Annotated in this window: 20 protein-coding genes and 3 pseudogenes; 15 read left to right on the forward strand and 8 right to left on the reverse strand. The window is 41.2% G+C overall.

Features of this window, described 5'->3' with window-relative positions; all coding sequences use genetic code 11:
* Positions 1–2 precede the first annotated feature (2 nt).
* From ANG_RS01820 to gap, 5 genes are all read left to right on the forward strand, one after another.
* Positions 3–569: a hypothetical protein gene (locus tag ANG_RS01820; RefSeq protein WP_003036592.1), complete on the forward strand. Its 567-nt coding sequence runs from the start codon at positions 3–5 to the stop codon at positions 567–569.
* Positions 570–769: 200 nt separating this feature from the next.
* Positions 770–1,183 carry a 30S ribosomal protein S12 gene (gene rpsL / locus ANG_RS01825; RefSeq protein ID WP_003026451.1) on the forward strand — a complete coding sequence of 138 codons (414 nt, stop codon included), beginning with the start codon at positions 770–772 and terminating at the stop codon, positions 1,181–1,183.
* 19 nt (positions 1,184–1,202) lie between these two features.
* On the forward strand, positions 1,203–1,673 hold the full coding sequence (rpsG, locus tag ANG_RS01830) for a 30S ribosomal protein S7 (protein ID WP_003026449.1): 471 nt from the start codon (positions 1,203–1,205) through the stop codon (positions 1,671–1,673).
* A 159-nt stretch (positions 1,674–1,832) separates the two neighbouring features.
* Positions 1,833–3,914: an elongation factor G gene (gene fusA / locus ANG_RS01835; protein ID WP_003026447.1), complete on the forward strand. Its 2,082-nt coding sequence runs from the start codon at positions 1,833–1,835 to the stop codon at positions 3,912–3,914.
* 244 nt (positions 3,915–4,158) lie between these two features.
* A complete protein-coding gene (gene gap, locus ANG_RS01840; RefSeq protein WP_003036557.1) occupies positions 4,159–5,166 on the forward strand; it encodes a type I glyceraldehyde-3-phosphate dehydrogenase in 1,008 nt (335 codons plus the stop codon).
* Between the two features lie 223 nt (positions 5,167–5,389).
* On the opposite strand, the gene rnjA is transcribed toward gap, so the two are convergent.
* Both rnjA and ANG_RS01850 read right to left on the reverse strand, forming a co-directional pair.
* Positions 5,390–7,072, reverse strand: coding sequence for a ribonuclease J1 (gene rnjA, locus ANG_RS01845; protein ID WP_025271583.1), 1,683 nt, complete (start codon positions 7,070–7,072; stop codon positions 5,390–5,392).
* A 3-nt stretch (positions 7,073–7,075) separates the two neighbouring features.
* The gene (locus ANG_RS01850; protein WP_020999859.1) at positions 7,076–7,306 is read right to left on the reverse strand and encodes a DNA-directed RNA polymerase subunit epsilon; all 231 of its coding nucleotides are present in this window, start codon (positions 7,304–7,306) and stop codon (positions 7,076–7,078) included.
* A 277-nt stretch (positions 7,307–7,583) separates the two neighbouring features.
* Between ANG_RS01850 and tsaB the strand changes: the two genes are divergently transcribed.
* The 5 genes from tsaB to ANG_RS01875 are packed head-to-tail and all read left to right on the forward strand — an operon-like array spanning position 7,584 to position 10,721.
* Positions 7,584–8,267, forward strand: a complete 684-nt coding sequence (gene tsaB, locus ANG_RS01855) for a tRNA (adenosine(37)-N6)-threonylcarbamoyltransferase complex dimerization subunit type 1 TsaB (protein ID WP_003036555.1) — start codon at positions 7,584–7,586, stop codon at positions 8,265–8,267.
* On the forward strand, positions 8,264–8,704 hold the full coding sequence (rimI, locus tag ANG_RS01860) for a ribosomal protein S18-alanine N-acetyltransferase (protein ID WP_003036553.1): 441 nt from the start codon (positions 8,264–8,266) through the stop codon (positions 8,702–8,704). The genes tsaB and rimI overlap by 4 nt, the downstream gene beginning before the upstream one ends.
* The gene (gene tsaD / locus ANG_RS01865) at positions 8,697–9,710 is read left to right on the forward strand and encodes a tRNA (adenosine(37)-N6)-threonylcarbamoyltransferase complex transferase subunit TsaD (protein WP_020999858.1); all 1,014 of its coding nucleotides are present in this window, start codon (positions 8,697–8,699) and stop codon (positions 9,708–9,710) included. The genes rimI and tsaD overlap by 8 nt, the downstream gene beginning before the upstream one ends.
* Before the next feature lie 2 nt (positions 9,711–9,712).
* Positions 9,713–10,408 carry an AzlC family ABC transporter permease gene (locus ANG_RS01870; protein WP_003036532.1) on the forward strand — a complete coding sequence of 232 codons (696 nt, stop codon included), beginning with the start codon at positions 9,713–9,715 and terminating at the stop codon, positions 10,406–10,408.
* On the forward strand, positions 10,398–10,721 hold the full coding sequence (locus tag ANG_RS01875; RefSeq protein WP_003036533.1) for an AzlD domain-containing protein: 324 nt from the start codon (positions 10,398–10,400) through the stop codon (positions 10,719–10,721). The genes ANG_RS01870 and ANG_RS01875 overlap by 11 nt, the downstream gene beginning before the upstream one ends.
* A gap of 572 nt (positions 10,722–11,293) precedes the next feature.
* Here the strand turns inward: ANG_RS01875 and galU are convergent.
* Both galU and ANG_RS01885 read right to left on the reverse strand, forming a co-directional pair.
* On the reverse strand, positions 11,294–12,193 hold the full coding sequence (gene galU, locus ANG_RS01880; protein WP_003036560.1) for a UTP--glucose-1-phosphate uridylyltransferase GalU: 900 nt from the start codon (positions 12,191–12,193) through the stop codon (positions 11,294–11,296).
* Positions 12,194–12,220: 27 nt separating this feature from the next.
* Entirely contained in the window at positions 12,221–13,237 is a 1,017-nt protein-coding gene (locus ANG_RS01885) for an NAD(P)H-dependent glycerol-3-phosphate dehydrogenase (protein ID WP_003036582.1), read from the reverse strand.
* 239 nt (positions 13,238–13,476) lie between these two features.
* Between ANG_RS01885 and ANG_RS01890 the strand changes: the two are divergent.
* Positions 13,477–14,167 (forward strand): annotated as a pseudogene (locus ANG_RS01890) (gamma-glutamyl-gamma-aminobutyrate hydrolase family protein).
* Between the two features lie 321 nt (positions 14,168–14,488).
* Here the strand turns inward: ANG_RS01890 and ANG_RS01895 are convergent.
* A pseudogene (locus ANG_RS01895) lies at positions 14,489–15,690 on the reverse strand (IS110 family RNA-guided transposase).
* Positions 15,691–16,002: 312 nt separating this feature from the next.
* On the opposite strand from ANG_RS01895, the pseudogene ANG_RS01900 reads away from it, so the two are divergent.
* Positions 16,003–17,197: pseudogene (locus tag ANG_RS01900) on the forward strand (ISL3 family transposase).
* A gap of 45 nt (positions 17,198–17,242) precedes the next feature.
* Here the strand turns inward: ANG_RS01900 and recD2 are convergent.
* The 3 genes from recD2 to rnhC form a co-directional block, all read right to left on the reverse strand.
* Complete coding sequence (recD2, locus tag ANG_RS01910; RefSeq protein WP_003034029.1) at positions 17,243–19,597, reverse strand: SF1B family DNA helicase RecD2; 2,355 nt, start codon at positions 19,595–19,597, stop codon at positions 17,243–17,245.
* 383 nt (positions 19,598–19,980) lie between these two features.
* The gene (gene lepB / locus ANG_RS01920) at positions 19,981–20,595 is read right to left on the reverse strand and encodes a signal peptidase I (RefSeq protein WP_003034019.1); all 615 of its coding nucleotides are present in this window, start codon (positions 20,593–20,595) and stop codon (positions 19,981–19,983) included.
* Between the two features lie 3 nt (positions 20,596–20,598).
* Entirely contained in the window at positions 20,599–21,489 is an 891-nt protein-coding gene (rnhC, locus tag ANG_RS01925; protein WP_003034026.1) for a ribonuclease HIII, read from the reverse strand.
* Positions 21,490–21,574: 85 nt separating this feature from the next.
* On the opposite strand from rnhC, the gene ANG_RS01930 reads away from it, so the two are divergent.
* The 3 genes from ANG_RS01930 to ANG_RS01940 are packed head-to-tail and all read left to right on the forward strand — an operon-like array spanning position 21,575 to position 24,816.
* Positions 21,575–21,880 (forward strand): hypothetical protein, encoded by a 306-nt coding sequence (locus ANG_RS01930; protein WP_003034036.1) that lies wholly within the window; start codon positions 21,575–21,577, stop codon positions 21,878–21,880.
* Complete coding sequence (locus tag ANG_RS01935; protein WP_003034014.1) at positions 21,877–22,425, forward strand: CvpA family protein; 549 nt, start codon at positions 21,877–21,879, stop codon at positions 22,423–22,425. Before ANG_RS01930 ends, ANG_RS01935 begins: the two co-directional genes overlap by 4 nt.
* A gap of 60 nt (positions 22,426–22,485) precedes the next feature.
* The gene (locus ANG_RS01940; RefSeq protein WP_020999855.1) at positions 22,486–24,816 is read left to right on the forward strand and encodes an endonuclease MutS2; all 2,331 of its coding nucleotides are present in this window, start codon (positions 22,486–22,488) and stop codon (positions 24,814–24,816) included.
* Positions 24,817–24,851 lie beyond the last annotated feature (35 nt).

The following is a 24,851-nucleotide window of genomic DNA, read 5'->3' on the forward strand; positions in this document are numbered from 1 at the left end:
ATTTGAAAAATATATTGGATAAATTGGATCAAAGTTCCTTGTGGCTGAGAGTTTCGATTGTTACAGTTTTGGCACTCATTCTTGCTGCGGGATTATTTTTCGTTAAAAAGCAAGATGACGTGGCGCGTGCAGCCGCTCCGACTGTAAGACGAACAGTTTCAACGTCAAAACCCTCAGAGTCGAAAGTAGAAAAGGACAAAAAAGAACAAGCGAAAATTGTGCAAGAAGCAGAAGAGGCTGTTAAAAAACTGGAAGCGGAGCAGACGACGGCTAATGTAACGCCTGCTCAAGAAAAAGTGGACAAGTTGAAAGACGAAGCTCAAAAAGCTCAACTTCAACAACGGATTAAGGCAGTTAGTGACGCGATTGCTGCGCGTGAAGCCAATGAAGCAGCTGCTACAGCAAATCAAAACGCTGTGACGCCTCAAACAGATGCAGGGCAAACTTATCAACAAACCTATCAAGCTCCTGCAACTTCAGCTACCACAGGACAGGCTGAGACCAATTCAGCTCAAACTCCAACGACTAACGGAGCAGGTGTCCCAGCCACAAATACTGCGGGGCAATAGATGGGAACTTAGCAAGAAAACTATAAAAATATATTGACAAAGAAAGTGTCGTCGTGTTATACTAATAGACGGTACTTTTTACTTTTGGTCTCTCAAAAGTGTACAGAGACGTGCTGACAAATGTTGCAAAAGTACACGCAGATGATAGCTGTCACCAAGTGTATCATCACCAAAATTAAAAAAATACAGGAGAAATGTAGATGCCTACAATTAACCAATTGGTTCGCAAACCGCGTAAATCAAAAGTAGAAAAATCTAAATCACCAGCTTTAAACGTTGGTTATAATAGTCTGAAACGTGTGCCTACTCGTGAAAACTCACCACAAAAACGTGGTGTAGCAACTCGTGTTGGTACTATGACACCTAAAAAACCGAATTCGGCTCTTCGTAAATTTGCTCGTGTGCGTTTGAGCAATCTTATTGAAGTAACCGCTTATATCCCAGGTATCGGACATAACTTGCAAGAACACAGTGTTGTGCTTCTTCGTGGTGGACGTGTAAAAGACCTTCCAGGGGTACGTTATCACATCGTTCGTGGTGCACTTGATACAGCAGGTGTAACTGATCGTAAGCAAGGCCGTTCTAAATACGGTACCAAAAAACCAAAAGCATAAGGAAAGGGGATAAAGATAAATGAGTCGTAAAAACCGTGCGCCTAAGCGCGAAGTATTGCCAGATCCGCTCTACAATTCAAAATTAGTGACACGTCTTATCAACCGCGTTATGCTTGATGGGAAACGTGGTACAGCCGCTTCAATTGTATATGGCGCTTTTGAGCAAATCAAAGAAGCTACTGGAAACGATGCACTTGAAGTATTTGAAACAGCTATGGAAAACATCATGCCTGTACTTGAAGTACGTGCTCGCCGTGTTGGTGGGTCTAACTATCAAGTCCCAGTTGAAGTTCGTCCAGAACGTCGTACAACTCTTGGGCTTCGTTGGTTGGTAACTATTTCACGTTCACGTGGAGAACACACTATGCAAGATCGTCTTGCGAAAGAAATCATGGATGCAGCTAACAATACTGGTGCAGCTGTTAAAAAACGTGAAGATACTCACCGTATGGCTGAAGCTAACCGTGCTTTTGCTCACTTCCGCTGGTAAGATTGCTTCTCTTTTTAGAGAATTGCAAAAGCTCTTTCAAAGGCTTAGTACTCTTACTAATTAGCATGAGTAATCAACAAGCGGGTAGGATTTGCCTACTCGCTTTTCTTAAAATATGTTATAATAAACTGTAAATAAAATAATAGGAGAAACAACCAAATGGCTCGCGAATTTTCACTTGAAAAAACTCGTAACATCGGTATCATGGCTCACGTCGATGCTGGTAAAACAACAACGACTGAACGTATTCTTTACTATACCGGTAAAATCCATAAAATTGGTGAAACACACGAAGGTGCTTCACAAATGGACTGGATGGAACAAGAACAAGAACGTGGTATCACCATCACATCTGCTGCAACAACAGCGCAATGGAAAGATTACCGTGTCAATATTATCGACACACCAGGGCACGTGGACTTCACTATCGAAGTACAACGTTCACTTCGTGTATTGGATGGTGCCGTAACTGTCCTTGACTCACAATCAGGTGTTGAACCTCAAACGGAAACAGTTTGGCGTCAAGCAACTGAATATGGTGTTCCACGTATCGTATTTGCTAACAAAATGGATAAAATCGGTGCAGACTTCCTTTACTCAGTAAGCACTCTTCACGATCGTCTTCAAGCAAATGCTCATCCAATTCAATTGCCGATTGGTGCAGAAGATGACTTCCGTGGTATCATTGACTTGGTTCGCATGAAAGCCGAAATCTATACAAATGACCTTGGAACAGATATTCTTGAAGAAGATATTCCAGCTGATTATCTTGAACAAGCCCAAGAATGGCGTGAAAAATTGGTAGAAGCAGTTGCTGAAACTGATGAAGACTTGATGATGAAATACCTTGAAGGTGAAGAAATTACTGAAGCAGAACTAAAAGCTGCCATCCGTAAAGCAACTATCAATGTTGAATTCTTCCCAGTTCTTGCTGGTTCTGCCTTCAAGAACAAAGGTGTTCAAATGATGCTTGATGCAGTTATTGACTACCTTCCAAGCCCACTTGACATTCCAGCTATCAAGGGTGTAAATCCAGATACTGAAGAAGAAGAAACTCGTCCTGCATCTGATGATGAACCATTTGCAGCACTGGCTTTCAAGATTATGACAGACCCATTTGTTGGTCGTTTGACTTTCTTCCGTGTGTACTCAGGTGTCTTGAACTCAGGTTCATACGTTTTGAATACTTCTAAAGGAAAACGTGAACGTATCGGACGTATCCTGCAAATGCACGCTAACCACCGAAATGAAATCGAAACAGTTTACTCTGGTGACATCGCTGCGGCTGTTGGCTTGAAAGATACTACAACTGGTGACTCATTGACAGATGAAAAGGCAAAAATTATCCTTGAATCTATCGAAGTTCCAGAACCAGTTATCCAATTGATGGTTGAACCTAAGTCAAAAGCTGACCAAGATAAGATGGGTATTGCCCTTCAAAAATTGGCTGAAGAAGACCCAACTTTCCGCGTTGAAACTAACGTTGAAACTGGTGAAACAGTTATCTCTGGTATGGGTGAGCTTCACTTGGATGTCCTCGTAGACCGTATGCGTCGTGAATTCAAAGTGGAAGCAAATGTGGGTGCTCCTCAAGTATCTTACCGTGAAACTTTCCGTGCACAAACATCAGCACGTGGATTCTTTAAACGTCAATCAGGTGGTAAAGGTCAATTCGGTGATGTTTGGATTGAATTTACTCCAAATGAAGAAGGAAAAGGATTCGAGTTTGAAAATGCTATCGTTGGTGGTGTCGTTCCACGTGAATTCATCCCAGCTGTAGAAAAAGGTTTGATTGAGTCAATGGCAAACGGTGTTCTTGCTGGTTACCCAATCGTTGACGTGAAAGCAAAACTGTATGACGGTTCATACCACGATGTCGACTCATCTGAAACAGCCTTTAAAGTTGCTGCCTCTCTTGCTCTTAAAGAAGCTGCTAAGACTGCGCAACCAACCATTCTTGAACCAATGATGCTTGTTACAATTACTGTACCAGAAGAAAACCTCGGTGATGTTATGGGACACGTAACAGCTCGTCGTGGACGTGTTGATGGTATGGAAGCTCATGGTAATAGCCAAATCGTTCGTGCCTATGTTCCACTTGCTGAAATGTTCGGTTATGCAACAGTTCTTCGTTCAGCGTCACAAGGACGTGGTACTTTCATGATGGTATTTGACCACTACGAAGATGTACCGAAGTCAGTACAAGAAGAAATCATTAAGAAAAATAAAGGTGAGGCTTAAGATAAGCTGATTTTGGAGCACCTGCGCAAGCAGGTGCTTTTTGCATATCTCCCACTTAGCTTCCGAAAATGAAAGAGAAATGAAAATCTTTGAAAGAAATGATATTCCTTGTTAATAATGCTGAAATCAGTTGCAATTTTAAGGGATAAAGTATATAATAGATATGTTGAAAGGTGATTTGTAGCAACTCAAGTTACTCTTTTCACATAAAAATTTTTTGATTTTCATAAGGAGGAAATCACGAATGGTAGTTAAAGTTGGTATTAACGGTTTCGGTCGTATCGGTCGTCTTGCATTCCGTCGTATCCAAAACGTAGAAGGTGTTGAAGTTACTCGTATCAACGACCTTACAGATCCAGTTATGCTTGCACATTTGTTGAAATATGACACAACTCAAGGTCGTTTCGACGGTACTGTGGAAGTTAAAGAAGGTGGATTCGAAGTTAACGGTAAATTCGTTAAAGTTTCTGCTGAACGTGACCCAGAACAAATCGACTGGGCTACTGACGGTGTAGAAATCGTTTTGGAAGCAACTGGTTTCTTTGCTAAGAAAGATGCAGCTGAAAAACACCTTAAAGGTGGAGCTAAGAAAGTTGTTATCACTGCTCCTGGCGGAAACGATGTTAAAACAATCGTATTTAACACTAACCACGATGTTCTTGATGGTACTGAAACAGTTATCTCAGGTGCTTCATGTACTACAAACTGCTTGGCTCCAATGGCTAAAGCACTTCAAGACAATTTCGGTATCGTTGAAGGTTTGATGACTACTATCCACGCTTACACTGGTGACCAAATGATCCTTGACGGTCCACATCGTAAAGGTGATCTTCGCCGTGCTCGTGCTGGTGCTGCAAACATCGTTCCTAACTCAACTGGTGCTGCTAAAGCTATCGGTCTTGTTATTCCAGAATTGAACGGTAAACTTGATGGTTCAGCTCAACGTGTTCCAACTCCAACTGGATCAGTTACTGAATTGGTTGCTGTTCTTGAAAAGAATGTTACTGTTGATGAAGTAAATGCAGCTATGAAAGCAGCAGCTAACGAATCATACGGTTATACAGAAGATCCAATCGTATCTTCAGATATCGTAGGTATGGCTTACGGTTCGTTGTTTGATGCAACTCAAACTAAAGTTCTTGACGTTGATGGAAAACAATTGGTGAAAGTTGTATCTTGGTACGATAACGAAATGTCATACACTGCACAACTTGTACGTACTCTTGAATACTTTGCAAAAATTGCTAAATAATTCATCAGTATAGAGAAGAGAGGTTTACCTCTCTTTTTTGTTGTCATTCGCTCCTCGGCTCAGACTTGTGGAAGTTGGGAGTTGAATATGTATAAAAATCAAATTAGAATGTTGATAAAACTCCAGAGTTTCCACTCGTTTGGTCGTTATGACCAAGCTACAATAAAAACAACTCGACTTTACCCAAATCAAGTTGTTTTTTTACTATGTAAGGATTGTATTGCTAGATTTCTTCATCTGGTGTTAAAATCATTGGGATGATAATGGGCTCACGCTCTGTGTTTTCATATAAAAATGGTCTAAGAGCATTTACGATAGCACCATTGACTGACTGAATGCTAGCATCTTTATTTTTTAATGCAATACGAATAGCATTGAAAAGAATACGTTGGCTATGACGGATCAGTTCACCTGATTCCCGCATATAGATGAAACCGCGGCTGAGAATATCAGGACCGGCTAAGATCATCTTGGATTTAAAGTCAACAGTGGCTACTGCAAGGACAACGCCATCTTCGGAAAGGTCACGTCTGTCACGAAGGACTGCAGCACCAATTTCTCCAATACGATTGCCATCGACATAAATATCTTGTGCATTGAAACTTCCGGCAATGCGAGCAGAATTAGCAGTTAATGCTAGAACATCTCCATTGCTCATGATAAAGATATTGTCTTTAGGCACTCCAGTATCCATTGCAAGTCCCGCATGCACTTTTTGCATACGGTATTCACCATGGACTGGCATGAAATACTTCGGTTTTATCAAACGAAGCATGAGTTTTTGTTCTTGTTGCCCTCCGTGTCCAGATGTATGGATGTTATTGATTTTTCCATGGATAACATCAACGCCTGCTTCTGAAATGGTGTTGATAAGCTTATTGACACTAGTAGTATTTCCTGGGATAGGACTAGAAGAGAAAATCACTGTATCACCTGGCTGAAGCTGTACTTGACGATGTGTTCCGTTTGCAATGCGTGAAAGAGCCGCCATTGGCTCTCCCTGACTACCTGTACACATGATGAGAATCTCACCAGCAGGGTAATCTTTGATTTCGTTTGGTTCGATGAAAGTTCCTTTAGGTGTTTTGATGTAACCTAGCTCAATTCCATTGGTAATGGCTTTTTCCATTGAGCGTCCAAAAACAGCAATTTTTCGCCCAGTTTTAACAGCAGCCTCCGCAGCTTGTTGGAGGCGGAAGATATTTGAGGCAAAAGAGGCAAAGATAATCCGTCCATGAATGCCTTCGATGATCTTCATGATAGACTGTCCAACGACTTTTTCAGAGTTTGTGAAGGTCGGAATTTCCGCATTGGTTGAGTCAGACAGCAATGCTAGAACGCCATCTTCACCGAGGGCAGCCATTCGGTGCAAATCAGCGGGCTCTCCAACGGGGGTCAAGTCGAATTTAAAATCACCGGTACATACTATTTTCCCTTGAGGTGTGTGAATGACAATTCCAAAAGGTTCTGGAATGGAGTGAGTGGTACGGAAGAAGGTTGCTTTTAAATTTTTAAATTGAAGTTCGGTATTTTGATTGATTTCGTAGAGTTTAGCATCACGTAAAAGTCCGTGCTCTTCCAATTTACCACGAATCAGTGCAAGGGCAAGTGGTCCAGCATAAATGGGAACATTTGCTTGCTTGAGAAGGAAGGGAATCCCTCCGATGTGGTCTTCGTGACCGTGAGTAATCAACACTCCTTTGATACGGTCAATATTTTCTACGATATAAGAATAATCAGGAATGACATAATCAATCCCTAAGAGGTCGTCTTCAGGAAATTTAATTCCTGCATCAACGATGATAATCTCATCTTGGTATTCAATCCCGTAGGTATTTTTTCCGATTTCTCCTAAACCACCAATGGCAAATACACCGACTTCTTCGGGTTTTAAAGTATATGACATGGTTTAGAGCTCCGTAATTGTAAAGTTGCCTGATTCTTTTTCGTATTCTAAATGTTTGTCAGACAAAAGTGTAATCAATTCAACATTATAAGGTGTTTTTTCTTCGACGAGTTTCCGAGCTTTGATGCGTCCTTCTAGTTCGTCTTTGGCGTCAATATCCAAGTAGAGAGAATGCGTGTTTTCCCGACGTGGATTGCGTTCTTTTGTTTCTTGATAAAAAACTTTGTAAATCATTTCAATTCCTTTCTCATTCATGATCAATCTACCAGAAAATAGCCACCTTATTTTCAAGGGCGGTCTTCATCTATTTGATTTTCCGGGTAATAGATTGATTTTGATACGTTACAATTATAATCATTATATCATAAAAAGGATATTTAGTAAAAGAAAGAAGTGAGAAAATCTAGGAAAGCGATTTTTAAAAGGTCTTGTTTTTTTGGAAATCATATTAAGTAAATCCGTGTTTTTTGTAGTATAATAGAAAGTAGATTATCACAAAGGAAAGATAAGAATGAAAGTTTTAGCTTTTGACACATCCAGCAAAGCCCTAGCAATTGCGATTTTAGAAGATGAGAGTTTGCTTGCTGAGATGACGATAAATATTAAGAAAAATCATAGCGTTACATTGATGCCGGCTATTGATTTTTTAATGGAAAGTTTGGATTTAAAACCAACTGACTTAGAACGCATTGTGGTTGCAGAAGGTCCGGGTAGTTATACAGGTTTGCGAATTGCTGTTGCCACAGCCAAAACGTTAGCACATACGCTTAAAATAGATTTGGTGGGAGTTTCTAGCTTGCGGATTCTGGTGTCAGAGGACATTGACGGCTTGGTCATTCCTCTCATGGATGCTAGACGCAATCATGTCTATGCTGGTTTTTATGAAAATGGCAGAGCAGTTCAGCCAGAAGCTCATTTATCTTTTGAAGAAGTCTTGGAAAAAGCCAAACCTGCTTCTCAAGTAACCTTTGTAGGAGAAGTTGAAAAATTTGCGGAGCAGATTCAATCTGCTTTGCCAGCAGCCCTTATCAAAGCAACCTTACCAAGCGCTGTGCTCCTTGCTAAAATCGGTCTGCAACTACCAGCTCGCTCTGTTCATGATTTCGTGCCGAATTACCTCAAGCGAGTGGAAGCAGAAGAGAATTGGCTCAAAAACCATCAAGAAACGAACGATTCTTACATCAAGCGCTTATGATTGAGATTAAAAAAGATGAAAAAAAGCAGGTTGCTGATTTGGCGGAGCAGATTTATCAAGTATTAAAAGATGTTTATGCTGTCAGTCCTTGGAATATAGAGCAGATTGAGAAAGATTTACAAAATCCTTTGTCGGTTTATGTTTTGGCTTTGGAAGCTCAAAATTTAATCGGCTTTCTGGCTTTTCAAGAGTCGGACTTTGAAGCAGAAGTTTTACAAATTGCGGTTAAGAAAGCCTATCAAGGAAAGAAAATTGCGACCGCTTTGTTTGAATATCTACCGATTGAAAAAGAGATTTTTCTTGAAGTGAGAGAATCCAACAAAGCAGCTCTGCTATTTTACCAAAAAGAGAAATTTATAAAAATCGCTCGGCGTAAGAATTACTATCATGAGCCAGTGGAAGATGCGATTGTAATGAAAAGAGAAAACAATGAATGACATATATATTTTAGCTTTTGAGACCTCCTGCGATGAGACTAGCGTGGCAGTTTTAAAGAATGACGCTGAACTCTTATCCAATGTTATTGCCAGCCAGATTGAGAGCCATAAACGTTTTGGTGGCGTGGTACCGGAAGTGGCTAGCCGTCACCATGTGGAAGTTATCACAGCTTGTATTGAGGAGGCTCTTGCGGAGGCTGGTATTACAGAAAAAGAAGTGACTGCAGTAGCAGTAACTTATGGGCCAGGGCTGGTAGGCGCCCTCTTAGTCGGGTTGGCAGCTGCTAAGTCTTTTGCGTGGGCACATCATTTACCGCTTATTCCTGTCAATCATATGGCAGGTCATCTGATGGCGGCTCAAAATGTTGAGAAATTAGAATACCCTCTTTTAGCATTATTAGTCAGTGGAGGACATACGGAATTGGTTTATGTTAGCGAAGCTGGTGATTATCAGATTGTCGGAGAAACACGCGATGATGCAGTTGGAGAAGCTTATGATAAAGTTGGTCGTGTGATGGGATTGACTTATCCAGCTGGGCGTGAGATAGATGAATTGGCCCATAAAGGACAAGATATTTATGATTTTCCGAGAGCGATGATTAAAGAGGATAATTTAGAATTTTCTTTCTCTGGGTTGAAGTCTGCCTTTATCAACCTCTATCACAATGCGGAGCAAAGGGGTGAAAGTTTGTCGAAAGAAAATTTGGCTGCTAGTTTTCAAGCTGCTGTTTTAGATATTCTCATGGCAAAAACAAAAAAAGCTTTGGAGAAATATCCTGTTAAGACCTTAGTTGTTGCGGGCGGTGTTGCTGCTAATCAAGGTTTACGTGAACGTTTAGCAGATGAAATGACAGATATCAAGGTAGTCATACCGCCTTTGCGTCTCTGTGGGGACAATGCAGGAATGATTGCTTATGCGAGCGTCAGTGAGTGGAACAAAGGGAATCTTGCAACATTGAGCTTGAATGCTAAGCCAAGTCTGGCATTTGACACAATGGAAGAATAAATATGATTGGAAAAAGTTTTAAGGATGGGGCTAAGGCAGCGATGCCAACGGCTCTTGGGTATATTAGTATTGGACTAGCTTGTGGAATTATTGGTGCCTCTTATGTCAGTCCTCTTGAAATGGCACTTATGAGCAGTTTAGTCTATGCAGGAAGTGCTCAGTTTGCTATGCTAGCACTTCTTGCGATTCACGCACCGGTAACAGCTATTGCTCTGACAGTTTTTTTAATCAATTTGCGGTTGTTTTTGCTGAGCCTTCATACATCAACCTTTTTTCGGCATGCCAGTCTCTTGCAAAATATCGGTATCGGAATACTCTTGACAGATGAGACCTATGGCGTTTTATTAAGTGAGCGTGTCCATACAAAGGATATTTCGCTTCAGTGGATGTACGGCAATAACATTACGAGCTACCTTGCTTGGATTGTCGGATCTGTGGTCGGAACGACATTAGGAAGTCTTTTGCCAAATCCAGAAGTGTTTGGACTGGACTTTGCGCTGGTGGGCATGTTTATTGGGATTTTTTCTTCCCAATTTTTAGTGATGCTCCATAAAACAAAACTTCAAAAACTTTTGGTGATTTTAGTTGTGGTAGCTTTATCGTTCTATGTTTTAAGCATGCTTGTTTCTTCGTCTTTAGCTGTTTTAATGTCGACCTTATTAGGTTGTGCTGTGGGGGTAATGCTAGATGATAAATAATTATATATTTGTCTCCATTCTTCTCTCAGCCTTGGTGACATGGCTAACGCGGGTGACTCCTTTTATCTTGGTAAAATATCGCGGCTTACCTAAAGTTGTAGAACGATTTTTACAGTACTTACCAGTCTCTATTATTTTTGCATTGATTTTATCCAGCCTTACAAATGGGAAGATAGGGCAGTTGCCAACCTTTAAATGGCTAGATTTAGTAGCCGTTTTTCCGACAATATACATTGCTTTTCGCTATCGCAACTTAGTGATGACTGTAGTTTTTGGTGTGATATTGGTAGCTATTCTGCGATTTATCTTTTAACTTTATAGAAATAACTCTGTCTTAGGAAATCACTAAGGCGGAGTTTTAGCTAAAATAACCGTTTAAGATCTAAAACAGACCATTCAGAATTTTAATGAGTTTTTTATTTAGATTGGATACAATGAGAGTTTGTTGTAAAGTAGATTTGCGGTTACTATTTTCATTTCCAAAGGGGCTTTTTCCGAGTCTGCCAAAAGCAGTATTGAGACTTACTTCGCAAACTCTATCTATAACCTCAAGTCAGTGCTTTGAGCAATTATCTACTTCGTTAAGAATTTTAGGTATCAAAAAGTAGAGGCTGGGACAAAAGTCCGACCTCAAGTATAAAAAGCGAACAAAACTAGTTTTCTGGTAATCAGAATTCTGCTTTGTTCGCTTTTCGCATTTAATTATAGATTTGAAGGGCTTAATAATTAAGATTTTTAAAAATTGAAATCTTTTTGTCCCAAACTCTTTACAAGCTATTATTTTTCCAACAAAGGTAGTGATTGGAAAAACACTTTTGACTTTAATCAATTAGAGTTCCGTGGAACAGTTGATTAGGAATAGGTGCCACCCATCACAGCTGTCTGTTAGTTTTCTTTTTTGTCTAATTTCTTGCCTAACTCAATAATGTATTGTTTCATATCGTCTTTGATTTGAGGATGTTTGAGGGCATAGTCAATAGATGTTTTCATAAAGCCAAATTTGTCACCGACATCATAACGATCACCTGTGAATTCGCGGGCAAATACTCTTTGTGTTTTATTGAGAGTATCAATGGCATCTGTCAGTTGGATTTCATTTCCAGCACCTGGAGCTTGTGTTTCCAAAATGGAGAAGATTTCTGGTGTCAAAAGGTAGCGACCAATAATTGCAAGGTCACTTGGTGCGTCTTCTGGTTTTGGTTTTTCAACAAAGGTCTCCACGCTGTAGAGTCCATTTACTCCTTCACCTTGCGGGTCAATAACACCATAAGACGAAACGTCATCGTGTGGTACTTGCATGACAGCAATGGTTGATGCATGTGTTTCTTTGTAATCATTCATTAACTGTTTGGTTAGCGGAACTGCTTTGTCGTTTGTAATGTCCATCAGATCATCACCTAGCATGACAACGAAAGGTTCATTCCCAACGAAAGCTTTGGCTTGTAAAACAGCGTCTCCAAGCCCACGTGGATGGCTTTGACGAATGAAATGAAGACCGATACCAGTCGTTTCATCTACGAGTTTTAAAAGATCAGATTTCCCTTTTTCTTTGAGGTTATACTCCAATTCAAAATTTGAATCAAAGTGGTCTTCAATGGAGCGTTTGGATTTCCCTGTTACAACCAGAATGTCTTTGATACCGGATTTTAACGCTTCTTCAACAATAAATTGAATAGTTGGTTTGTCAACGATAGGCAGCATTTCTTTGGCGAGCGCTTTGGTTGCTGGCAAGAAACGAGTTCCAAGTCCAGCAGCAGGGATAACAGCTTTTCTTACTTGAGTCATATGACCCTCCTTTTTTGTAGTAGCTAATTACGACCATTCGTTTTCAGCTTTGAATTCATTATTCATTATATCATAAATGGCGTCTTTTATGTTAAGGCTTTCATAAATCACGTGATAGATCGCTTGAGTAATTGGCATATAGACACCCAGTTCTTGTGCGAGTTCGTAAGCAGCTTTGGTAGTGGAAATGCCTTCGATAACCATGCCCATGTTGGCTTCGATATCTTCTAGCTTTTCACCGCGACCAAGAGCATCACCAGCGCGCCAATTGCGTGAGTGAACGGAGGTTCCTGTGACAATTAAATCTCCCACTCCGGATAAACCGCTATATGTTAAAGGACTGGCACCGAGTTTGACACCGAGACGGGTGATTTCTGCTAAGCCACGCGTGATAATAGCGGCTTTTGCATTGTCACCATAGCCAAGACCGTGAAGAGCCCCTGCTCCGACCGCAATGATGTTTTTGAGTGCACCCGCTGTTTCCACACCGATGACATCTGTATTGGTGTAGAGACGGAAGTAGTGATTGCTGAAAAGTTCTTGAACATATTTTGCTGCTTCTAAGTCTTTTGAAGCTGCTGTGATAAGAGTAATATCACGAACGATAGTTTCTTCAGCATGGCTTGGTCCAGATACGACAACCACTTCGCTTCGTAAATTTGGAGATAATTCTTCTTCTAAAATTATGGAAAGTCGTTTGTGAGTATCGGGTTCGAGTCCTTTTGAAGCGTGCATGATTTTGACTGGATGGTCTAATACTTCAGCCACTTGTTTAGCTACGAGACGTGTGACTTTTGTTGGAACAACGAAAAGAATGGCATCAACACCGTCAAGAGTTTCTTTTAAGTCATAATAGGCAGTAATCTTTTCATCGAGAACGATATCTTTGAAATAGCGTTTATTGGTATGGTGTTCGTTGATTTCAGTAATTTGCTCGGCAAGATTACCCCAAATACGGACTTCATGTCCATTGTCATTTAATACTTGTGCCAAAGCAGTACCCCATGAACCAGGGCCTAAAACAGCAACTGTTTGTTTTTCCATATTCTTCTCCTTATAGAGTTTTCTAATTTCATTTTACCATAGAAAGCGATAAATTTCTTGTTTAGTAGTAGCTTGGTATTATAAGTTATTATTTTATAAGAATAAAGTCTGATTAAAGTGCATAAAAAGAGTGTAATGAGGCAGGAGTTGTGGCTAGTATAAAAACTATTTATCACGATCTTTAAAAAAATCAATTGGACGGGTGGTAAGATTGTGTATATCAATGAGGAGGGAATCGTATGAGCAGACCGATTGTTGGAGTGACCGCTAATCTTTGTCCTGTTGATAAGGAAGGTAAAAATATTCACTCGTCCGTTTCTAGTAAATTTGCTGAGAGTATCAAAATCGCTGGTGGATTGCCTATGATTATCCCTGTTGGTGATAAAAGCTTGGTGAAGGATTATGTTGAGAGTATTGATAAGCTGATTTTGTCTGGGGGACAACATGTGCACCCCCACTTTTTACGGAGAAAAGCGGACGATTGAGAGTGATGATTACAATATGGTGCGAGACGAATTTGAGCTGGCTCTGTTAGCAGAAACTATTCGACAAGAAAAACCAATTATGGCAATTTGCCGAGGCTTGCAGTTGGTCAATGTTGCTTTTGGTGGAACGCTCAACCAGCATATTGACAACCATTGCCAGGGCTTACCTTTTGAAACTTCTCACTCTATTCAAACTGAAAAAGGCAGCATTGTTGAAGAGTTGTTTGGTCGTGCTAGCCAGATCAACTCTGTCCACCGACAAAGTATTAAAGATTTGGCACCGAATTTTCGCGCAACAGCCTTTGACCCTAGGGATAAAACCATTGAAGCGATTGAGTCGCTAGATGATAGTCGTATCATTGGTCTTCAATGGCACCCAGAGTTTTTAGTCAACGAAGAAAAAGGGAATCTAGAACTTTTTCAGTATCTTTTGCAGAAATTGTAAATTTGAAATACGGCTTAAGCTTCATTTAAGAAAATCATTTTATAGTAACATCATCAAATGAAGACCTCCTAACTTTATTTGATGAAATCCTAAACTTTTTCATAATAATCTCCCTATAAGGGTCACCAAAGAGGTGGCCTTTTTTCTACCATTTGTCAAGCAATTCAATGTTTTTCAGTCAAAGAATTGATGATTGATTTGATTTTAATAGTTTATCCTAGCCCTTTTTGGCTCTTTTGATTGGAAAAAGAGTACACAAAATCAACATCATACCTAGCGAAATTTTTTGTAAGGTGTTACAATGATAATGCATAGACGGCTTTAATGATTTTGGGTTAAAGTGTAATCGTAAAGTTTGTTATGCGTAATGAGGTAATACATTGTCCTTATGAGGCGATGCATTGAGGCAATCGTATGAGGCTTAGTTGAAGTCGTCTGCGATTGTCTTTTTCGTTTCTCATAAAAGTCCGCAATATGATAGGGCTTGGTATGACTGACCGAAGCAATGTTGTGAATGGTCTTGAAGAGAATTTTTCTGGCATGAGGATTGCCCCGTTTGGTGATGTGTTCTTAAGCCAGAAAGTTTTCAGATTCGTAGTGTCTGAGATCAATTCCAATAAAGGCGTTGATTTGATTGGCAGACTGAAAACGGCGAATATCTCCTAATTCGCCTATGATAGAGGTGGCTGTTGTTTCAGCGATACCAGGGATGGAGAGAACGAATCTCGTATTCTGGTAGAGGTTTGGCCAGCTCTACCATTTTGTCTAAGATAGTCTGTCTGCGTTCGGTCAATCGTTGGAGTTCTCCTGCATAGTAACGAACCTCTTCGATCATTGGAGAGGTTTTCTTGGTAGCACAATAAGACTGTTTGGCTAGTTCAATGAGTTTCCCCACCAGATAAGCGACACGCTTGTCAGAGATGCGTTTGGCTGTAGACTGCCGAATGATGGCAGTCAGTTCCATCTCAGACATCTCCCGGGCGAAAGCTTTACTTGGGAATGCCCTCACCAGCTGCCAGTATTGTTCACCTGTTGGCGCTGATAAAATAGACTCTATTTCTGGGAAGGTCACTTGCAGTACTTTGTGAAGCGGTTCTTAGTACGAACGGTATCCTCTGTCAGATTTTGATAGAAGCGACTCAAATCTCGCAAGTCTTGATAAACCTCCTCTTGAACATGGGTTGGCTTACGATTGAGCACAAATTGAGATTGTACTAGTTTTTCAGCGTCAATCTTATCCGTTTTACGAACTCGCAGGCTATCCAATTGCTTCTTAGCTTCCAGAGGATTGAGCCGTGTATAAGTGTAGCCATTTTCCTCCAGAAAAGCTTGGAGCCGACGCGAATAGACCCCAGTGCCTCAAAGATGATTTCAGGGTGTTGAATGGTTTTTAAATCGCTCAAGAGACGTGCAAATCCAATGGTATCGTTGGGTATGGTGTAGCCATGAACCGTCTCACTGTTGACTAAAATAGCCACCTCTGAACTTGCCTTGCTCACATCAATTCCAAACACAGTCCGCATGATAATTCCCTCTTTGTCTTGAATGATACCTTGTTTTAGTGATGTCGTTTTCAATACACGACGTCAAGCGTCCCACATACTTTGATAACATTCTGATAAAACAGGTGTCTTGCCAGTTTTGTGTACGACGTCTAGCGTCAAAAAGACCCTCGACTTAACAAGACACCTCTACTTTAACATAAAGAAAAAGCAGTTCATACTCTCTCCCGTCGGAGATTTCTTCACTACTAATCTTAGTATGTTTTATGTAGAAAAAAAGTCCCCTATGACCTATAATGAAAAGCGTTTAGACAACTCATTAGAAAGACCCATATGGAACAACTCGGTTTTATCACAAAACTTCTTGGAATTAAAGACCAAAATATCAAAATAGACAATCTTTTTGATGGCGGTACTCACAAAGAAATTATGGTCCGCCCTGATTATGATGCCCCTCCATGCCCTGCCTGCAAGGGACAGATGACCAAATACGACTTCCAGAAACCTTCTAAAATCCCTTATCTGGAGACAGCGGGATACAAAACTCTTATCCGACTCAAAAAGCGTCGCTTTCGCTGTAAGAACTGTGGAAAAATGGCTGTCGCCGAAACCTCCCTCGTCCAGAAAAATCACCAGATTGCCGCCGCAGTCAAACAAAAAATCGCTCAATTACTGGTTGAGAAACAAGCCATGACTGATATTGCCCACAGGCTCTCTATCTCAACTTCAACCGTCATTCGCAAGCTCAAGGAATTCAAATTTGAAACGAACTGGCAGAGACTGCCAGAGATTATGAGCTGGGATGAGTATCGCTTCAAGAAAGGGAAGATGAGCTTTATCGCTCAGGATTTTAATACCAATGAGATCCTGACCATCCTGGACGGCAGAACCCAAGCGGTCATTCGAAATCATTTTCTACGCTATCCTAGACAGGTTCGTAGGAGGGTCAAAGTGATGACCATGGACATGTTCAGTCCTTACTATCAGCTGGCCAAGCAGCTTTTTCCGCATGCCCAAATCGTTCTGGATCGTTTTCACATTATCCAGCACCTCTGCCGGGCTATGAATCGCGTCCGCATCCAAATCATGAACCAATTCGACTGAAAATCTCAGGAATACCGAACTTTCAAACGCTACTGGAAACTCCTTTAACAGGATAGCCGCAAGCTTAGCCATAAGCGTTTTTACAGACCAACTTCGACAGCACTATGAGCTTTACCAGCTTCTGCTCTTTCACTTTCAGGAAAAGCAAGCTGATCCTTTCTTCGATCTGATTGAGTAGGTTATTTCTGATGTTCACCCGATTTTTCAGACAGTCTTTCGGACTTTCCTGAAGGACAGAGACAAGTTTATCAACGCTCTAGAACTACCTTATTCCAACGCCAAGCTGAAAGCAACTAACAATCTCATCAAGGTCATCAAGCGCAATGCTTTTGGATTCAGCAACTTTGACAACTTTAAGAAACGCATTCTCATCGCTTTGAACATCAAAAGAGAGAGAACGAATCTCGTCCTCTCTAAATCTTAGCTTTTCATTAACCCACTACAGTTGACAAAGAGCCACTTTTTTCTATCATTCTCCAAAAACATTTTGAATATCCTCATCCGTTATTCCAATCATAGGGTTGATTTTCAAGAAATTTTCCTCAGTCAAGATATATTTTTCCACAGTTGTTTCCAAATTATCCACAGAAGTGTGTATAACTTTTTCTTCATTGAGCAGGTCTGAAAAGCGTTGGATTAGATAGGTATTGCGAGCTGTGCCAGTGTTTTTGACAGCAAAGTCAAAGGCAGACTTTTCCCCAAGAAGAATCAATTTGCTCTTGGCACGGGTGATAGCAGTATAGATAAGATTGCGTTGCAGCATACGGTGGCTGCTGGATGTAATCGGTAAAATGACTACAGGGAATTCACTACCCTGAGATTTGTGGATACTCATAGCGTATGCCAGACGAATTTTATACCATTCACTGCGTTGATAAATAATCTCATTGCCGTCAAAGTTGATAGTCAATTCGTCCTGTTTTGAATCAGTATATTTGGCTGGCAGCAAATCAGTGATATAACCCAAATCGCCGTTAAAGACATTGTTTTCCGCATCATTGACCAGATGAATCACCTTGTCGCCTTGTCGATATTGACAATCCGTTGCTTCAAAAATGATTTGTTCTTTTTCGGCAGGGTTGATTAGATTTTGCATGAGTTGATTGATGTGGTCAATCCCAGCCTGTCCGCGGTACATAGGCGCAAGCACCTGCACATCTTGAGCTGGAATGCCACTGCGGATAGCAGCCTCTACGATGCGCTCAATCATCTTCGGAATATGCTCACTATGCGCTTCAAAATAAGAACGGTCAGCCTTTTTTTCTATAAAATCAGGTGGCAGAATGCCTTTTTGAATCTGACTGGCTAAGGTGACGATAGTGGAGTCTTTGCTTTGTCGATAAATTTTTTCTAATTTGGTTTGTGGAAGAAGAGGGATTTTCAGTAAATCTGCCAGCACTTGTCCGGGGCTGACAGAAGGCAGCTGGTCGGAATCTCCGACAATGAGAAGTTTGGTGTTTGATGAAATATTGCTGAGGAGTTGATTGGCTAACCAAGTATCTACCATTGAAAATTCGTCGACAATAATAAAGTCTGCGTCCAAATAATCATCTAAATGGCTAGTGTCATCGTCTCCTGTCATGCCTAAATGCCGATGAATCGTAGCGCTTGGAAGCCCTGTTAATTCATTCATGCGTCTGGCAGCACGCCCAGTCGGAGCTGCTAGAAGAATAGGCAAATCTTGAGATTTGCGCAAATCCAACCCATTCAGCAGAGCGTAAACAGCAATGATTCCATTGATGACGGTCGTTTTTCCCGTTCCGGGACCACCCGTTAGGATAAAAATTTTGTGATTGATAGCGTCACAAATCGCTTGTTTTTGAATCACATCATAGGAAATGGCAAACTCAATTTCGATTTGGGTAATAGCAGCTTCGATTTTTTTCGGTTCAAATTTGTTTTGCTTCCCTTTTTCTAAAATGCGTAGGAGACTGCTGCGAATCCCTTCTTCGGCAAAAAAGAGACTATTTTCAAAAATCTTTGTATCAACATTTTGAACTTTATCTTCTTCAATCAAATATGCCAGCTCATCCGCAACAGAAATTGGGTCTAACTCAATCTGACGAGAACTTTCGAGGAGCTCAATCGTGCCCTCTAGCAATTCCTTAGCTTCAAGATAGGTGTCGCCTTTTTCTATGGACTGGGTTAGAAGTGTGTGGAGTAATCCTGCACGGAAGCGCTCTGGAGCAGTACTTTCAATTCCTAAGCTTTGCGCCAGTTGGTCGGCAATTTTAAATCCTATTCCTTGAATATCTTCCACTAACTGATAAGGATAGTGTTCGACAATTTCGAGAGTCTCTTCTTTGTAAAAATCTTGAATCTGAAAGGCAAGTTTATTTGAAATGCCGTATTCAGATAGCTTGGCAAGGATTCTCTCGGTACCGTAGTTCTGTCTTAGTTTCATAATAAAAGCTTCGCGATTTTTGGCAGAAAGCCCTGCAATATCCTTTAATTTTTCTGGCTCTGCTAAGACCTTATCAATCGTGTTATCGCCATAGAGATCCACGATTTTTTGTGCCGTTTTTACACCAATCCCTTTAAAATGGTCGCTTGAAAAATATTTGACTAAGCCTTTGCTGGTTGGCTTTGCACGCTCATAGCGTGTTATTTTGAGTTGTTCACCATATTTAGGGTGTTGCACGAGATTTCCCCAAAAAGTGTAGTCTTCGCCCTCCATAATATCCGCCATGGTGCCTGTGACAATAATCTCAAAATCATCAAAATCTGCATCGGTGTCGTCAATATCTAACAGCAGAATCCGAAAGAAACTGCTGGGATTTTCAAAAATAATGCGTTCAATGGTGCCTGAAAAGTAAAATTCCATCATCTTCCTGTATCAATGTTAAAAGAATGGGAGTGGGGCAGAACTAAAAATTGAAAATTTTTAGTTCGTAGTCCCACCCCCGCAAGGGTGCTTAAACAGTTATCAAGCTGTTTAAGGTTGCAGATGAAGAAAACGAAGTTTTCGTCAAAGATGCTCTTCTGAGCTTGAAAAGCGAACAGCTTTGATACTTGCTTCGCAAGTTTTATCTGCCACCTCAAAGCAGTGCTTTGAGCAATCACGGTGGCTTGCCATGCAAGGCTGATTTCCCGCCTTCAACAATTCACTAGATTGTTGAAGCTGCGTTATTCGTTTATTCCTAAATCTGATAGAAGCTGGAACACTTTTTGCCCAGCTCCAACGAATCAAAATAGACTTGTTTGGGATTAAAAAGTGCCAATTCTATTCAAAGGCCAGAAACGGAATTTTGCTTCGCCCTGCAATTGATTGGCTTTAAAGGTTCCCACCTGACGGCTATCTTTTGAGACAAGACGGTCGTCTCCTAAGAGCAGGTATTCGCCTTTTGGAACTTCAATGGTAAAGCTAGTGTTCCCATTTGCATCCTGCGTAAAGGCTTGAGCTTTATCTGCTAAAGACTGAAAGAAACTGTTATAGGAATAGGTTGCCTGCAATTTATCATCTTTAAACTTCGCGAGGTAATTTTTAAGATAAGGTTCGTTGGTCTTTTTGCCATTTACATATAGTTGGTCGTTTTCGTAGCGGATAGTGTCTCCAGGAAGACCGATCACCCGCTTGACAATTTGTTTGGTTTTTCCATCTTCGTCTTTTTCACTTGCAACGACAATATCAAAGCGATTGACAGGCAGATGTTTGACAACAAATAGATATTCTCCATTAGCTAAGGTTGGATCCATTGAATGCCCGTCTACCTTGACAGGAACCCAAAGAAAGGCGCGTGATAAGAAAAGAACGGCCATGAAGAGGATAAACAATCCCCATTCTTTCATAAATTTTGAAAAAGTAGTTGATTTTGTTTGCATAACTTACCTTTCTAGAAGTTTCTTCGCTTTTTCAGTATTTTTAAAATGCAGTTTTGCACTCGCTTCTAAGCCTTTTATGCCGTAGGCTTGAAGAAGCTGACTTGCGATTTTATCGGACTTTGCTCCTGCTCCACTGGGCAATTCATAGCCGAGCTCTTGACTTAAATTTTCAAGATTTTCTAAAAAGAGGTCACGGGCAATCATGGAGCTGACTGCTACGGCTAAGTATTTTCCTTCCGCTTTTTCCTCTAAAGTGAGAGGATTTGAGAAATGATTGCGTTCCTGTTTGACGTATTTCTGATAATTTTTGTCACTTGTGAAGGCATCAATAACAATTTTTTCTGGCTGCACTCCCGTTTGCAAGAGCAGATAAATGGCTTGATTGTGAAGAGCAACTTTGACAGAGACTGCATTATAGCCAGCAGCAATGACTTGATTGTATTTTTTTGGAGACAGTAACAGAGCTTGGTGCTGAATCTTTTCCTTTAACAAAGGAACGATTTGCCTGATTTTTTGGTCTGTCAGAGTTTTAGAATCGCCAACTCCTAGCTTTCGTAAAAAATAATGCTGCTCTGGTGTGACAAAAGAAGCCACAACAGCGAGTCCGCCAAAATAAGAGCCATTTCCCACCTCATCTGTTCCAATCAGAGGACAATTCTGCCAATGAGGTGTCGTTTTTTCTTTGGACGCTTGATAGCCAAAAAATTCTGCTACCTGCTCGGCTTTTTCTCCTTGAAAGAGGACTTTTCCTGAAGTGTAGATAGAGACAGTCACCTTGTCAAGCTTAAAAAGATAGCGAATGTAGGGATTTTTGCTAGCGACAAGCTGTGCCTGATAATAGGCGACAAAATCTTGAATTTGTCTCTCACTGGGTTGCAAGGTAATACTTTCCATATTGTTATTGTACCATAAAAGTGATAAATTTCTTTAAAAACTGACAAAATGGCTTCCTTTTGGTATAATATTTTGAGGTGATTTTATGGCAAACTTAAATCGATACAAATTTACTTTCGGAAAGAAGAGTGTAACCTTAACAACAGAACACGGTAATTTATTCATGGAAGAAGTTGAAAAGGTTGCAACAGAAAAATATCACGCAATTAAAGAGAAGATGCCTGCGGCAGATGATGAAACATTAGCTATTTTGCTGGCAGTCAATAGTTTAGCGACGCAATTGTCACGTGAGATTGAGTTCGATGACAAGGAGCAAGAGCTGGAAGAACTTCGTAAAAAAGTGTTAGAAGCCAACAAGCAAAAGGTTAGTGAGCAAGAGGGGACCCTATGATTTCATTAGTAATTTTGCTGATTTTGGCTTGGAGTTTTTACATTGGCTACTCGCGCGGAATTGTATTGCAAATTTATTATACTATTTCGGCAGTCGTTTCAGCTATTATTGCGGGGCAAATGTACCAATCTCTAGGTGAACAAATCAATCTTTTAGTTCCCTACGCCAGTGCACAGGAAGGAACATTTACCTATTTCTTTCCCAGCAGCCAATTGTTCCAGTTGGACAAGGTTTTTTATGCCGGTTTGGCTTATTTAGCAGTTTATACGATTGTTTATAGCATAGCCCGTTTTATTGGAATTTTTATTCACTTGGTGCCAAACAAGAAAGCCAATGAGCGTTGGTACAATGTTGCTAGCGGTGCTTTGGCTGTTTGTGTCACTTTGTTTGGAATTCAAATGTTCCTAACCGTTTTGGCGACGATTCCCTTACCACTTGTTCAAAATCATCTCAATGCCAGTGGTTTAGCTCGATTTATCATCAGTCACACACCAATTACTTCAGGAATGTTGAAACAACTCTGGGTGACCAAAATCATCGGATAAATACAAAGACTCAGTTGGTGGTGCTAGCTGAGTTTCTTTTTCATCAGGAAAGATAAGAATATGAATAGAAAAATTTTAGAAACATTAGAATTTGGGAAAATCAAGGCGCTCTTTGAACCCTATCTTCTGACAGAACAAGGGCGCTTGGAATTGCAGCAGCTATTTCCATCCAATAAACAAGAAAGGCTGGAGACAGCATTCTTAGAAATGACGGACATGCAGCAGATTTTTGTACAGCGTCCTCACTTCAGTCTGGCTGCGACCCAAGACATTACGGGCTTGACCAAGCGCTTGGAGCTGGAAGGCGACTTAAACATTGAAGAATTTCTCGCTCTGAAGCGGGTTTTGGCTGTCACGCAAGAATTGACTGATTTTTATGAGGATTTGGAAAATGTTGAGTTGCAAAGATTGAATCGGCTTTTTGAAAATTTGGTTTCTTTTCCGAGCTTGCAAGGAGCGTTGCAGGCTATCAATGAGGGCGGATTTGTTGAAAGTTTTGCGAGTGACAATTTAGCTCGCATTCGCCGGAAAATTCAAGAAAATGAAGTTCAAGTGAGAGATATTTTGCAAGATATCCTCAAAACCAAGGGCGATATGCTAGCAGATCAAGTAGTAGCCAGTCGAAACGGTCGCAATGTTTTGCCGGTCAAAAATACATTCCGCCATCGTATCTCAGGCGTGGTGCATGATATTTCTGCTAGTGGAAACACGGTGTATATCGAGCCGCGGGCGGTGGTCAATCTCAATGAAGAAATCACCAATGCGCGGGCAGACGAGCGCTATGAGATTTTGCGGATTTTACAAGAATTGTCTAACCGCATTCGTCCGCATGCTGCTGAAATTGCCAATAATGCTTGGATTATCGGACATTTGGACTTTGTTCGAGCTAAGGTGCGTTTTATGCAGGAGAGAGGAGCGGTAGTGCCCAAGCTGTCTGACCGTCAGGATATTCGACTGCTCCATGTTGCTCATCCCCTGATAGAAAATGCAGTAGCCAATGACCTGTACTTTGCGGCGGATTTGACTGAGATTGTCATCACGGGACCCAATACAGGCGGAAAGACGATTATGCTCAAAACCCTAGGCTTGGCTCAGCTTATGGCGCAGTCCGGTCTGCCTATTTTGGCAGATGAAGGGAGTCAAGTGGGGATTTTTGACCAAATCTTTGCGGACATTGGAGATGAGCAGTCTATTGAGCAGAGTTTGTCGACCTTCTCCAGCCACATGACGAATATTGTCTCTATTTTAGAGCAGGCTGATGAGAATGCCTTGGTGCTTTTGGACGAGCTGGGAGCAGGAACTGACCCGCAGGAAGGAGCAGCACTTGCTATGGCAATTCTTGAGGACTTGCGGCTACGACAGGTCAAGACAATGGCGACGACCCACTACCCAGAGCTCAAAGCCTATGGGATTGAGACTGAGGGAGTGCAAAATGCTAGCATGGAGTTTGATACAGATAGCCTAAGACCGACTTATCGTTTTATGCAGGGAGTGCCGGGTCGCTCCAATGCTTTTGAGATCGCAAGGCGTTTAGGCCTGTCTGTTAGAGTGGTCAAGGATGCTCAAGAATTGACCGATACGGACAGCGATGTTAATCGCGTTATTGAGCGCTTGGAAGAGCAGACCTTGGAAAGCCGCAAGCGGTTGGATAATATCCGAGAGGTGGAGCAAGAAAATCTCAAATTTAACCGCGCTCTTAAAAAGCTCTACAACGAGTTCAATCGGGAAAAAGAAACTGAGCTAAATAAGGCAAGGCTGGAAGCGCAGGAAATCATTGATGTGGCGCTGACCGAGAGTGATACGATTCTCAAAAATCTACATGCTAAGTCCAGTCTCAAACCGCACGAAATTATTGAAGCCAAAAGCCAGCTGAAAAAATTAGCTCCGGAAACGGTGGACTTGTCACAGAATAAAGTGCTGAAACAAGCTAAAAAAGCACGGAAACCAAAGGTGGGAGACGATATTCTGGTGATTAGCTACGGTCAGAGAGGCACGCTTGTCAATCAGCTCAAAGACGGTCGCTGGGAAGCACAGGTGGGACTCATCAAGATGACCTTGGAGGAAGCAGAGTTTAACCTGCTCAAAGCTGAAAAAGAACAGCCTAAGAAAAAGCAGGTCAATGTGGTGAAACGGACGACAACAAGCGGACCAAGAGCCAGATTGGACTTGCGAGGCAAGCGCTACGAAGAAGCCATGCAAGAGCTGGATGCCTTTATTGACCAAGCCTTGCTCAACAATATGGCGCAGGTAGACATTATCCACGGGATCGGGACGGGCGTCATTCGCGAAGGCGTCACCAAATATCTCCGCCGCAATAAGCATGTCAAGAGTTTCGGCTATGCACCGCAAAATGCTGGGGGCAGCGGAGCAACTATTGTGGTGTTTAAGTAATGCAGAGTTGGTGAACAAAACTGTTCATGATAAAG

It is taken from the genome of Streptococcus anginosus subsp. whileyi MAS624 (assembly GCF_000478925.1).
Classification (GTDB): Bacteria; Bacillota; Bacilli; order Lactobacillales; family Streptococcaceae; genus Streptococcus; species Streptococcus whileyi.